Raw genomic sequence first — 13446 nt, 5'->3', positions numbered from 1 at the left:
GGCGATACCCGCCATCGCGGCTGATCGGCGACTACCGTGCGCATTGTCGGCGCGCACCAGGCATCATTGTGGGCGATGTCCATCTTCCGCCGCCGTCGCAGCACCCAGCCCCCCGCGGACGCGGCTGTCTCGGATGCGGCCGCCCCGGATGCCGCCGCCCCCGACGCTGCCGCAGACTCCGGCCCCTATGCCCCGGATGCCGCTTACGCGTGGCCGGGCGGCCGGTCACCTTTCGACGACGAGTACGACGACATCGAGTACGACGACGCCGGTTACGCCGACGACCCCACTTCCGAGTGGCAGACGGCGGAGATGCCGCCGGTGGCCCCGCCGCCAGGAGAGAGTCCCGCCGCGGAACCCGCCGGTGCGGAACCCACCGGCACAGAGCCGCCCCAAACCGAGCCGCCCGCGGATTCCCCCGCCGACGGCCCCGCTCCGCAGCACCACCCGCATCTGACCGCACAGAACATGCGGCGCTCGCTGATCCTGGTGGCACTCGGTTCGCTGGCGGCCGCGGTGATCACGCTGGTGTCCACCGGCAATCTCGACAGCGTCTTCGGCTCGTCGGAGCCCTCGGTGGCGGCGAATGCGGGGGACGCACCCGTCAAGACGGGTTCGTCGGAAGGCCCCGCGTTCGCCGACGCGAAGGCCGGCACCTGCCTCACCTGGGATGACCAGCAGAACCCGGAGATCGCGCAGGTCGACTGCGCGCAGCCGCACCTGTTCGAGGTGGCCGAGCGGGTGGATCTGAGCAACTTCCCCAGCAGCGAGTTCGGGCCGCACGCCCAGGTCACCGAGGCGCAGCGGTACGCCACGCTGCGCGATTCGGTGTGCGCCCCCGCCGTGGGCCGCTACCTGGGCGGCGGGCTGGACCCGTCCGGCCGGTTCACCGTCGGCCTGATCCACCCGGGCGGCAAGGGATGGTCCCAGGGCGAGCGCACGGTGCTGTGCGGACTGCAGGAGACCGGGGTGGACGGCACGTCGTTCCGGCCGATCACCGGCACCGTCGCCGGTCAGGACCAGTCGCGCGTGCATCCGCCGGGCACCTGCCTGGGCATCGAGAACGGGCTGCCGACGGACCCCGTCGACTGCGCCACCGACCACTCGGTGGAGGTCACCGGGCAGGTGGACCTGGCCACGCAGTTCCCGGGCGAGTGGCCCCCGCTGGACAAGCAGGACGAGTTCCTGGGCCAGACGTGCCGCAAGATCAGCGAGGACTACCTGGGCGGAGCCGACGCCCTGCGCAACAGCACGCTCACCGTCTACTGGAGTACCCAGGCGCTTCCCAGCTGGCTGGCCGGCAGCCGCAAGGTGGATTGCACCATCGGGTTCGGCGAGACCGAGGGGGCGTACGCGGTGCTCACGGGAACGGCCAAGGGCGGGTTGATGATCGACGGCAAGGCGCCCGCGCCGAAGCCGCTTCCCCCGCCCGGCCGTGCGGTGGCGCCGCCGCTGCCGTCGGTCGGCGAGTAGGAGCCGGCCGTGCCGATCGCCGTGAGCGAGGAGCGGTTCGAGGATCTCGTCTCGGACGCGCTGGACACCCTGCCGGAGAAGCTGATCGCGGCGGTGGACAACGTCGTCGTGCTGGTGGAGGACCGCAACCCCGACGAGCCCGACATCCTGGGGCTCTACGAGGGCGTGGCGCTGACCGAGCGCGACAGCTGGTACGCCGGGTCGCTGCCGGACGCCATCTTCATCTACCGCGAGCCGCTGATGGAGATGTGCTCCGATGAGGACGAGCTGGTGCACGAGGTGCGTGTGACGGTGATCCACGAGTTCGCGCACCACTTCGGCATCGACGACGAGCAGCTCCACCAGCTCGGCTGGGCCTGACAACCCGACGGCCGCTCTTCACCCGCCGTTCACGCGGACCATCACAGTGCGAAACCCCGGTACGGGACGGTTGCCTCACCGACACGTGGAGAGGGAGCCGAAACATGGTGGAGCGGATGCGGCGATCGTTGCCGATGGCGGGGCTGACCCGCGGCAAGCGCAGCCCGGTGACATGCCAGTTCAAGTGCGCGAACGCGTGCAGCCGGCCGGTGTGCAACGACTCGCCCAACGAGTACTTCCGGGACATCGTCTCCGCCGGGTTCTCGCGGCGCAGGCTGCTGGGGGCGGGGGCCGTGGGGGCGATGGCGGTGACGCTCGCCGCGTGCGGGTCGTCGGGTGCCGCGCCCGCCGGGTCGCTCGGCAGCGCGGCGGCCGGAACGGGCTCAGCGGGCGGCTCCGGCGGCGCGGCCGGCCCCCTGGCGTTCTCGCCGATCTCCCCGGTGGACAAGTCCGTCGACGCCTTCACCGTCCCCGGCGGATACGACTGGCGGCCGATCCTGCGGTGGGGCGACCCGCTGTTCGCCGACTCCCCGGAGTTCGACCTGCACACGCAGTCCGCGAAGGCGCAGGCCCGCCAGTTCGGTTACAACAACGATTATCTGGAGATCCTGCGCACCAAGGACGGCCGCAAGGCGCTGCTGTACTGCAACCACGAGTACGTCAACCCGGACCTGATGTTCCCGGACACCGGCGGGCCGTCGCAGGCCGAGCGGCACGCCATCGCCAAGGCGGCGCACGGCGGTTCCGTGGTGGAGCTCGAGCGCGCCTCGGCGGACGAGCCGTGGGCCTACGTGCGGGGCGGAAAACTGAACCGGCGGATCACCGCGGACACGGAGTTCGAGCTCACCGGCGCGGCCGCGGGCACGGACCTGATGAAGACCGCCGACGACCCCTCCGGTCGCCGGGTGCGCGGGATGATCGGCAACTGCGCCGGCGGCACCACCCCGTGGGGGACGATCCTGTCCGGCGAGGAGAACTTCGACGGATACTTCCGCGCCGCGGGCACATGCCCCGAGGAGAAGCGGTACGGGCTCGACTCCGAGGAGACGTCGAACGGTTGGGAGAAGACGGACCGGCGGTTCGACGCGCGGCAGGATGGATTCCGCAACGAGCCCAACAGGTTCGGCTACATCGTCGAGATCGACCCGAACGATCCGGCGTCGACGCCGGTCAAGCACACCGCGCTGGGCAGGATGAAGCACGAGGGCGCGACGGTGGCGCTCGCCCGCAACGGCAAGACCGTCGCGTACATGGGCGACGACGAGCGGTTCGACTACCTCTACAAGTTCGTCTCCAAGCGCAAGCACCGCGAGGGCGACCGCGCCCACAACAAGACGCTGCTCACCGAGGGCGACCTGTATGCGGCACGGTTCCAGGGTGATTCGGATCCGACGCAGATCGACGGGAGCGGAAAGCTGCCCTCCGACGGGACGTTCGACGGCTCCGGCACGTGGCTGCCGCTGATCAAGAACGGCAAGTCCGCGGTGCCCGGGATGTCCGTCGAGCAGGTGCTTGTGTTCACCCGGATGGCGGCGGACAAGGCGGGCGCCACCAAAATGGACCGCTGCGAAGACGTGGAGCCACACCCGAAGACGGGCCGCGTGTACGTGGCGTGCACCAACAACACCAAGCGCGGCACCGACGGCAAGCCGGGCGCCGACGAGGCGAACCCGCGCCACGAGAACCGCGACGGGCACGTGGTGGAGATCGAGGAGGCCGGCGGCGACGCCACCGCCGGCAAGTTCCGCTGGAATCTGCTGCTGGTGTGCGGCGACCCGGCCACGAACGACGCGACCTACTTCGGCGGCTATCCGGCGGACAAGGTCTCGGCGATCTCGTGCCCGGACAACCTGGCGTTCGACCGCTCCGGCAACCTGTGGATCTCCACCGACGGGGCCCCGGGCACCATCGGCTACAACGACGGGCTGTTCCGGGTGTCGCTGGACGGGGACCGCCGCGGGCTGGTCGAGCAGTTCCTGGCGGTCCCCCGCGAGGCCGAGACCTGCGGGCCCCTCATCCACGAGGAGGAGGGCAACGTGTTCGTGGCGGTGCAGCACCCGGGCGAGGACGGGTCGTTCGCCGAGCCGCACTCGCTGTTCCCCGACTACGTGACCGGCGCGCCGAAACCCGGCCAGGTGGCCGCGCCCCGGCCGTCGGTGGTGCAGGTGTTCCGCACTGCGTGAGTCTCCGGACCCGCCGTCACGACCGTGGTTCCGCAGCCCTTCCCAAAACGGGCCGTCCGCCTTAGACTCGCAGGTCATCCGCGCCGGCGAGAGGAGCAACCATGGCGGCACGGCGTGCAAGGAAGATCGGAGCAGGGGTGGCGGCGGGCGGCATCGCGGCCGCCCTCGCCGTCGGCGGGGCCGGAACCGCGGGCGCGGAACTGCATTCGGATGTGGTGCCGATGGATCAGGCGTGCATCGGGCTCAGCCCGTACATCGTCGACCAGCCGTACGCGTTCAGCCAGGTCTACGTCCTGCAGGACACCGAGGTGCCGGGGCAGGCGAAAGTGGACTTCAACCCCAGCAGCTTCTGGTTCTTCGCGGGCGGCTACACGTCGGACTTCACCCTGGACTGGACCAATGTGCAGACCGGCGCGTCCGGGACGGTCCGCGATTCGATGCGCGTGGCCAATCCGGGGTCGAACGTAACGCCGGGGTACGTGATCGACAGCGGCCCGGGCGATGTGGCACTCACGTTCAACTCCTACAACCACCACGAGCTGTGGGGATTCCCGTCTATCACCTGCCACGGAACGATTCACGTCGACTGACCCGGTTTCTCGCAATGTGAGATAGATGTTCCAAAGGTTGGCGGTGGCGTCGTAGCGTCGGGTGCGTATCCATGCCCGATGCGAGGAGGCCCCGTGTCACCTGACTCCCCCGGCCCGCGTACTCCCGAAGGGACCGTCTACACGCACGGCCACCACGAGTCGGTGCTGCGCTCGCACAACGTGCGCACCGCCGCGGATTCGGCCGCCTACCTGCTGCCGCACCTCCGGGCCGGGATGGACCTGCTCGACGCGGGCAGCGGGCCGGGCACGATCACCGCGGACCTGGCGGAGGCCGTCGCGCCCGGCACCGTGACCGCGGTCGAGGCGACTGACCAGGCGATGGAACTCACGCGGCGCACCGCCGCCGAGCGGGACGTGAACGTGCGCTGCGTGGTCACAGACGTGCACCGGCTGGACCTGCCCGACGACTCCTTCGACGTGGTGCACGCCCACCAGGTGCTGCAGCACGTAGGCGACCCGGTGCAGGCGCTGCGCGAGATGCGGCGGGTGTGCCGGCCGGGCGGGGTGGTGGCGGTGCGCGACGCCGACTACGCCGGGTTCACGTGGTTCCCCCAGATCCCCGAGTTGGACCGGTGGCTGGAGCTGTACCGCAGGGCGGCGTGGGCGAACGGTGGTGAGCCCGACGCGGGCCGGCGCCTGCCCGCCTGGGAGCGCGCCGCCGGGTTCGCCGAGGTGGAGGTCTCGTCCAGCACGTGGTGTTTCGCCGATGCGCCGTCCCGCGCCTGGTGGGGCGGGATGTGGGCGGAGCGGATCCTGCACTCGGCGATCGCCGCCCAGCTCACCGACACCGGCTGGGCGACGCGCGCCGAGCTGGAGGCGATCTCCGCGGCGTGGCTGCGCTGGACGGAAAGCCCCGACGGCGTGCTCGTCATTCCGCACGTGGAGGTGCTGGCGCGGGGGTGAGGCCCCGGTGCGCCTGCCTTCGACGTTCCCATTCAGCCTGTCTGCGAGACGGCGAGGGAGGAACTCCGCAGTGATACCCGTGCAGCACATCGCTGGACCGGTACGGCACGCTGTGGAGTCGCCGATGTGGGGCATCCTGTTGGTACCGTCGGCCCGGGGCTGGTCGAGGGCACCGTGGAGGCACTCGGTATCCACCGACCGGGTCATGATCGCCGTCCACCACCGCCAGGGGGGTGTGCTCGCGCTCACGTGTCATCCGACGCGACCGTGCGGACAGGGGCGCCTGTCTGCCAGGTCCGTCGATTCCCCTCAAACGGGCCTTGCCGGCGGAGCAGGTCTGGCTGGTATCGCACTCTCGGTTCACGAGGCATGATCCTCGACCCGAAACCGCGCTCGACGGACCACTCCCACCCTTGACACTTGCGGGTCGCTGAGTTCGGGAGACCCAAAGCAATAACGATATAAGGCATCAACTCGAGATGCGCGACCGCTGCCCAGCCCGGTCGACACCAGGCGAGGCGGCGGCGCGGACCGTCACAACGAGAAGTACCCCCGCACGTCTCCGGCGTGATCACCGACGATCATGGCCCTGTCGAGGAAACTGTTGAGCGACTCGCAGCTGGTCTCCGGCAACAACACGCAGGCATGGCACGCCGCTTTGTTCAGACTGTCGGATCCGCTCGCTTGCGACTCCATGCAGAGCGGGTCGTTCGAGCACCACTGCGCGCGCGCGAGTGCCGATCGCAGAGTCCGAGACAGATTTTCGGGCTCGCCGTGAGCGATGATGCCTCCCAGGCTCCCCGCCGAGTCGCTCGTCGCGGTATAGATGAGAATTCCGGCCATGTCCGGCCCGGAATAGATCCGTTCTCGCAATGCGGACGCCGGGTAACCCGCGTCCAGACTCCACTCGTTGATCACCGCATGTGCAAGGGTGTGCAGCAGAAGAAGCCGGGCGGTGACATGGGACTCGGCAGGTCGCGTAGCCTTGCGGCCTTTGACCGGTTTTGCCCGCTCCCGGAGCACACGCTCGTGTTCCGTTCGCACGTGCTCCGCCCGCCTGACGACCGACGGTTCCGACTCCCACGCCGTAAGCCGCCGCTCGTCCAACCGCAGGAACACCCCCTCGCCGATCACCTCCATCGCCGGCAGCCAGTCGATGTCGTCTCGAAGACTCAGTTGCGCATGCCGGAGTTCCTCTTCACCTTCCTCCGGTGGCTGTCCCCGAGTGAACGAGGCCATCACACGCACCTCGCGTAGCCTCTTCACCAACATCGTGTCTACAAGCCCCAACGCCTCTATGGCGGACGGGTCACCTGCAGGCGGCTCACACACGAAGGGCTGCCACTCCGCGATACGGGATTCGCTGCGACCACGCACCAGTGCCACGTACTCGTCCTCGCGGAGGCGCGAGCGCGGCCCCGTAGGTACCGCGTCAGCGCCGGCGGGCCCCTCCTCATCGTCGAATGCCCTGGCGACGTCGATCACCCCCTGCACGGTGGTGTCGACCTGGCTCAGGAGTGCCGGCCGGTCTTCGAGGTAGGTGCGGATGTACTCCTCGGACTTGCCGACGAGCTTGCACCTTTCGACCAGCGCATACACCCCTTCGCCCCACGGCGGGATGGACAACGCGGTATGGATCACCGGATGCCAGGCCGACGACGAACCGCGCTGCATTGTGCGGGGTTGCTTATCACATAGCTCCGGCTGCGCACGCTCGAGCCAAGGCCGCCTCCCCTCACATCGGATCCCCAGGTCCCGCAGGGATCCCGTGCGGAATGCACCCTCCATCGAGACTGGCGGGACGCCGCAACTGCATTCGACGATCACCGACCGCAGCGACGCCGACGCTCCCGCGGTCCGTAACCGCAGTTCGCCCTTGCAGAATCCTGACTCCCGTTCGACTCCACGGTGGACCCACTTCCAATAGGGGAAATCCTCGATGTGCCCGTTCTCGCATGCGAGCACGAATCGCGACGGGATCAGGTCCTCGTTGCACTCGGAGCACACCGACTTCCCCGGCGGCGGGTTGAACTCCCGATGCCGCTGCAGCGCGAAGCACTCCGGGCAGGAGTAGAACTCCGGGAAACGGAACACGGTCACCCCTCCGCGCCCCCTCTCGGGGTCAGGGGCGGGTGGAAGTCGGAATCCGCGTACGCCGAGGATCCTCGCCAGCCGCTGTTCGTACACTTCATCCGCGGATCCAGTGTCATCCCATGTGTCGATCCCGCCGACGATGAATGACTCGCTCTCGACAGCGACCATCGAACCGACGCCATACGTCGTGACGACCTGAGACTGGCGCACGCCGCCCACACGCTTCGCCGACGGCGCAGACCGCGCCCCGGACCTGCGTATACGGCGGTTCTTCGGGGGCGTCATCGCATCGCTCCTGTCGGGTTCGGCTTGAAGTAAAGACCGCTCTCCGCGTCGACATCACGGAGGCTCCACAACGTCTCCCACCCCGAGGCCTCGGGCGACTCGTCATGGAATGGTACGAGCAACGACGTGGACCTTCCGTCTGGACGCCCTTCGTATGACAGCTCCGGATTCACCATCGCCGTATCCCGCCACCACTCGAGGAACTCCTCACAGTGCGCTTCGGTCGCCTGCCGCTCCTGCCCGTCCACCGAGGACACGCGCTCGATCACCGCAGGCAGGACCCGCTCGCGAACTTCCTGTTCGAATCTCGCGATGTGGGCGGCCGCATCATTGTCTGCGGCTTCCGGGATGAGCAGCCGCGCCAGTGCCACGATTATCGCGTGCAGCCCACGGTCCCTCGCACCCGCGGAGAAGGGGGTGACGCTACTCGACTCAACCTCGCGATACAACGCGGAATGGAAGCTCTGAAAATTCTCGTAGTGCGAGCGGTCCCGGGAACGCGCGGAGTTGAACATCACCGCGACCAGCCCAGGATGCTGACGACCCACACGACTCGTCGCCTGGATGTACTCTGCAGTCGCCTGCGGCTGCCCCATCACCGCCATCAGCCCGAGTCGGTCGATATCGACGCCGACCGAGATCATGTTCGTAGCGAGCAATACGTCCAGCGGATTCCCTTCAGCCAGCGTCGCGTCAAGCTGCCCGAGCCGCAGAGGCACGTCGCTCGAATCGGCACGACTGCTGAGCTCGGTTTGGTTGGTCGCATCGCGTACCACCGTGCCGTCCTGTTCGGCAAGCAGCTTGATCCGGCTCTGTACATCGTCGTGCAGTTGCAGTTCCGCAGCGGAGAGCAATCGGAGGCTGTTGAAGTACCCCACCAAGGTCCAGTACGCATCGAGGACGTCGGCGTCTACCTCCGCCCGTGCAGCTTGCGCCGCGTGCAGAAGCGCCGCGTAGGTGCGGATGAGCAGGGTCGCCTGACTTCCCCCCGGCGTGAACAGGCCCATGTACCTGCGCGACGCTTTCGCCTCACGGGGCGTCTCGACGGCGAACCACGAATCTCGCGCATCGAGTCCCGCAGGCGGGAACTGGGCGACATCTCGGTTGAAGAGCCCCCCAACCTGTTCGGAGGCACGTCGGATCGTCGCGGTCGATGCGATCACTTTGGGCTTGTCGGCGAGGACGTCGATGGCCGTCTCGTACAGGCCTGTCATCGTGCCCAGCGGTCCCGAGATGAGGTGCAGCTCGTCCTGCACGATGAGCTCTGGCGCGGGCGTGTCCGCGCGGTCTAGATTGAACAACGCTCCCGTCGCAGGCCGCCAGGGCATCGATGCGAATTTGTCCACCGTTGCAATCACGAGCGTGGGGTGTGCGTCGTAGACCGCTTCGTCAACCAAGTGGACCGGAAGTCCGTTCCCGGTGTGGAACGCGCATTCCGAGTCGGGGCAGACGATCAGCATCCTGTGCTGCGCAGAACGGACCTCGTAGTCTCGAGCGTCGAGAGCAGTTCCGCACCAGGGGCAACGCTTGAGCTGCACGGGGTTCTGCTTCTGCAGCGACTTGCCGGGACTATTACGCAGCTCGTCCAGCCTCGCGCCGGCTGGACTCAGCTTGTTGGGGGTGGCGGATTGGCCCACCCACATGCCGATGGAGATCTGTTCGTCGCCGAGGTCCGCGCGTTCCGCACGCAACCTTTCCATGGCGCAGATCAGCGCACTCGCACGTTCGAACTGCTGCAGCGTGAGCAGCCGTAGCGTGTACCGCATCAGCACTGTCACGCCGCCGCCGTCCTCGCTCCGCAGCCTCCGAAGGAAGGTCGTGAACGCCACCAGGCCCAGGTACGCTTCCGTCTTTCCGCCGCCTGTGGGGAACCACAGGAGGTCTGCCACGCGGCGGTCTTCGTGCGCGGGCTCGACGATCCCGCGCAGGCATAAAAGCATGAATGCGATCTGGAAGGGCCGCCATCGGCCGGCCCTGGCATCGGGCCGCCCCACTCGTCCAGACTTGATCCACTGGCTCTGAGCGCGCTGCGCCGCCATCGCGCGGTTCGCCAGCTGGAAAGCCAGCAGCACCTTGGGCCGTTCCTCATCGCCGAGCAGCCGTACGCCGTCCCTCATCCGCTCGAGTGCCTCGCTACACGCTTTCACCTGCAGGTCCGCCACCTCATTGAAGTCGCTACCCTCGAGCTCGACTGCATCCGCGCGACGCTCGGCTATCCACGTTTCGTAGCCGTCGAGCAGCGCATCGAGAACCCGGACCATCTCGGCACGCTTGGCCTCACCCAGCCTCTCCATGCCCAGGCCACGGTCGTCAACTCCCGGATTCGATTCCATCAGCAAAACCTCGTGCGTGGGGACGAGTTCTGTCCGAACCGAGGAGACAGCGGCGCGATCCCACATCGGAGCGCCCACTTCCGGCGGCTGCCAGTCCCACGCGACCGAGCATCCGTGGCCCACGGCGAAGGACGGCGCGTGCCGGTGCAATAGTCGGCTCAACGCCTGCTCCGGATCGATCGAGCGGACGCCGGCCGGTCGTTCGACGAACGGGGCGGTCCCGTCCGGACCGGACACGACGATTTCGGGCTGGAAGTAGCACGCCGAGTCCTGCAAGTCGGATTCACTCACCGGCGGCGTCGTGTTCACGATGGTCACCGTCATGGTCACCACACCCCGGTCATCGGCCGGGCGAACGAGTGTCCGCAGTTCGAGCCCATCGGCGAGCCTATCCGCTGCCCGCATGCCAGGCGGGTTCAGTGGAACAGTGACCGGATCACAGTCCACCTGACGGCGCCGCCACCGCTCCCGCTGTTGCCCGGTGCTGCGAGCCTGGCTGCGCTGCGGGGTCAATGGCATGCCGTGCTCGTCTTCCGGCGAGTACCTCGCCGCCCGCACTGCGACCGTCACCATGGCGGCGGTGGCGGTGTCGACACTGAAGGTAAGCCCCATCGACGACGGCCTGCGCAGATTGGCCTGGGCGACGCCGAGATCTGGCCGCCCGCCCTCCTCGTCGTCGCCCTTCACCACGTCCGGCACCTGATCGGCGCAGCCTTCATCGACCGCAGCCGCGCCGGCCATCGCCGGGAAAAGCGCGCCGGCCAGGTACGCAGTGACAGGCGCGTCATGTGTGAGCACTTCATCCGCACCCTCGCGCGGACCGAGCAAATCGGCGCGCAATGCCGCGCGCATGCGCGCACGTAGCGCGTAGTGGTCTTCGTGCCCGCCGACTGTCATGAAACCGAATTCCCTTCCTCGGCACCGCAACTCCAGCGAAAGCGCCCCAGACCGCAGAGGCGTGGAGCGATCCATACTCCTGTATCACCAAGACCCGCACGCTCAGCGACCGCTGATGACCCCGCCACCGTCTCGACTGCATCCACCCTGAGCCCTGTGATCACCTGCGGATATCCGCGGCGCAACTCCCATGCCCGATTGACCCGAAGGACCCGGAGGAGGTCTCTCCGGAAACCGGCCGACGCCTCTCCGATCATCGTCTCCCCATGAAGGATCGCGTATGGCGGCGTCTCGTCCTCAGCCATAGGAAGCTCATGAAGCAGTCGGAGCTCCACTTCATCACCGAATCCGACACGGTCGCGTAGATACCATTGAACGTCAGGAGCTGCGAAGTCCGCAGTGCCAGCACCTGCCGGAACCGCATGGTCGACATCGGTCTCGAGCGCCTCCAACCCGTTGCGCTGATAATCCTTGACGCCGCCGAGCCACCAGCGGTCCACGGGAAATGTAAGACGGCCGCCCTTCGATATCCGTCTCCAACGGGGCAGAGACAATCGGAACAGATCATCCCGCGCCCGCGTCATCGCCACATAGAGCAGGCGGGCCTCGGCCGGGAGATCTGGATCATCGCCGTAGGGCCGGCCGGTTACGTCGTCAGTGGCGACAAGAACCCTGTCGAACTCGAGCCCCTTCGCACGATGGACCGTGGACAGCAGCAGATCCGGTGAACGGCCTATGGTCAGTTCTTCCGGCATGCGGCCCTCTGCCACGGCTCTGCGCAAGGCTGCGAGATCGAGCCTGCTTCGCGGCGCCGACGCCACTCTGCGCAGCGACCGCCACAACTGCGCCAGGTCGGCGCCGTGCAATGACGCACCTTCTACCAGCGACTTGAACCGCTGCTCGTCTATGACGGCCCCGCCACCCTGCTCGAGAAGCCACGCCACCCACGGCGGAACGGGGCGTGACCGCGGCGAACGCTGGATCCCGTGCGGTATCCCGGCGTGCCGCAATCGGTCCGACAGCCACAGGACCTGGCCGTTGTCGCGGCAGAGGATCGCAGTGGACAGATCCGGGATGCGCAGTGACTGTTGGACGAACAGGTCACTGAGATCACCGAAGTCGGGTGTCGAATCCAGCAGACCACGCAGGTCGTCCAGGATCCCGCACGCCTCAGTCGTCGCCTCCGCACGCCCCTTCGGCAACGATTGGAGACGCGGCCCCAGAGGCAATGCGATCCGGGCCTCTTCCGTACGGGCACGGAAGTTCTCGCTCAGCGTGACCTCTACGAGGTCCTCCGGGAACGACTCGCGGATCCACCCGAAGAACCGGTTCGTCTCCCATGCCCTCTCGTCCGCGTCCTGAATCTGGAATCCGTACACGGACTGTGCGGCATCACCCACCACGGTGAAGCCACAGTTGTCCCTGTATTCAGCCAGAAGCGTCTCGACCATCGCACGCCGTACTCCGACTAGGTCCTGCACCTCGTCGATGACGACATGTGCGGGCGGCCCGAACTCGAACGAGTCGAGCACGCCGGCCGCGATCGCCTCAGTCGCCATTGCGATCCGATCGTCGAACGATGCCCCCTCAAGATCCTCCCGCCCAGGATCCGCCTGCCGGAGCACCGCGAGCGCCCACCCGTCGAACGTCTGTGCGCGTACGCTCCTAGAGGTCTTCGCGAGCCGGTCGACACGGTCACGGAGCTCGCGTACAGCGGCGCGAGAAAAGCTGAGTACCAGTATCTCGGACGCGGACAGCTCCTCAGCGCGGTTCAAATGTTCGAGTCGATGCGTGAGCGTCGTGGTCTTGCCGGCGCCGGCGCCAGCCGTCACCAGGGTCCGTGCATCCCAGGGCTGCTCCACCACAGAATGCTGCGCAGGCGTCAGTTCCAGAGTCGACGATTGCCCCCTCATCGTGCCTGCCACAGTCGCTCGAACTCTGTGAATGCGAGGTTGCTGTCGAAGTTCGTGATGTTGTCCTTCACGTCGAGGATGAGGCACTCGTCCTTGCCTCCGTTGCGCACGCCGCGAAGGCCGCGCCCCACCATCTGCTGGTAAATATTCGCGCTGTATACAGGCCTCGCGATCACCACCGCACGGGTGGCCGGGGCATCGAAACCCTGTGACAGCACGCCGAAGTTGGTGAGGACGCGGATGCCGCCGTTGCGGAATTGATCAATCCGGTTGCGCCGCTCACCCACTGTGGTAGTCGCATCAATCGAGGCCGCGCGGATTCCGGCGTCGCCCAGCTTGACAGCAAGCATCTTCGCGTGGTCGACGGACGTGGCGAAAAGCAGCACAGGCCAGG

Annotated in this window: 9 protein-coding genes; 5 read left to right on the top strand and 4 right to left on the bottom strand. The window is 67.6% G+C overall.

The features are described from left to right. Window positions 1-75: 75 nt before the first annotated feature. The 5 genes from FO059_RS02085 (at window position 76) to FO059_RS02065 (ending at window position 5530) form a co-directional block, all read left to right on the top strand. The gene (locus tag FO059_RS02085; protein WP_233267079.1) at window positions 76-1473 is read left to right on the top strand and encodes a septum formation family protein; all 1398 of its coding nucleotides are present in this window, start codon (window positions 76-78) and stop codon (window positions 1471-1473) included. Window positions 1474-1482: 9 nt separating this feature from the next. Beyond that, window positions 1483-1833 (top strand): metallopeptidase family protein, encoded by a 351-nt coding sequence (locus FO059_RS02080; protein WP_143905950.1) that lies wholly within the window; start codon window positions 1483-1485, stop codon window positions 1831-1833. A 104-nt stretch (window positions 1834-1937) separates the two neighbouring features. After that, window positions 1938-4016, top strand: a complete 2079-nt coding sequence (locus FO059_RS02075; RefSeq protein WP_143905948.1) for a PhoX family protein — start codon at window positions 1938-1940, stop codon at window positions 4014-4016. Window positions 4017-4117: 101 nt separating this feature from the next. Next, window positions 4118-4606 carry a hypothetical protein gene (locus tag FO059_RS02070; RefSeq protein WP_143905946.1) on the top strand — a complete coding sequence of 163 codons (489 nt, stop codon included), beginning with the start codon at window positions 4118-4120 and terminating at the stop codon, window positions 4604-4606. Between the two features lie 93 nt (window positions 4607-4699). Beyond that, window positions 4700-5530, top strand: a complete 831-nt coding sequence (locus tag FO059_RS02065) for a class I SAM-dependent methyltransferase (RefSeq protein WP_233267078.1) — start codon at window positions 4700-4702, stop codon at window positions 5528-5530. Window positions 5531-6064: 534 nt separating this feature from the next. Here the strand turns inward: FO059_RS02065 and drmB are convergent. The 4 genes from drmB to FO059_RS02045 form a co-directional block, all read right to left on the bottom strand. Continuing rightward, entirely contained in the window at window positions 6065-7843 is a 1779-nt protein-coding gene (drmB, locus tag FO059_RS02060) for a DUF1998 domain-containing protein (RefSeq protein WP_235671108.1), read from the bottom strand. A gap of 62 nt (window positions 7844-7905) precedes the next feature. After that, window positions 7906-11139 carry a helicase-related protein gene (locus FO059_RS02055; protein ID WP_143905940.1) on the bottom strand — a complete coding sequence of 1078 codons (3234 nt, stop codon included), beginning with the start codon at window positions 11137-11139 and terminating at the stop codon, window positions 7906-7908. Then, window positions 11136-13052 (bottom strand): UvrD-helicase domain-containing protein, encoded by a 1917-nt coding sequence (locus FO059_RS02050; RefSeq protein ID WP_143910345.1) that lies wholly within the window; start codon window positions 13050-13052, stop codon window positions 11136-11138. The genes FO059_RS02055 and FO059_RS02050 overlap by 4 nt, the downstream gene beginning before the upstream one ends. After that, complete coding sequence (locus FO059_RS02045) at window positions 13049-13438, bottom strand: DEAD/DEAH box helicase (RefSeq protein WP_248475058.1); 390 nt, start codon at window positions 13436-13438, stop codon at window positions 13049-13051. The genes FO059_RS02050 and FO059_RS02045 overlap by 4 nt, the downstream gene beginning before the upstream one ends. Between the last annotated feature and the right edge of the window lie 8 nt (window positions 13439-13446).

The organism is Tomitella fengzijianii, from assembly GCF_007559025.1.
Taxonomy (GTDB): domain Bacteria; phylum Actinomycetota; class Actinomycetes; order Mycobacteriales; family Mycobacteriaceae; genus Tomitella; species Tomitella fengzijianii.
The sequence above is the reverse complement of the archived record's forward strand: the minus strand, read 5'-3'. Positions and strand labels throughout refer to the sequence as shown.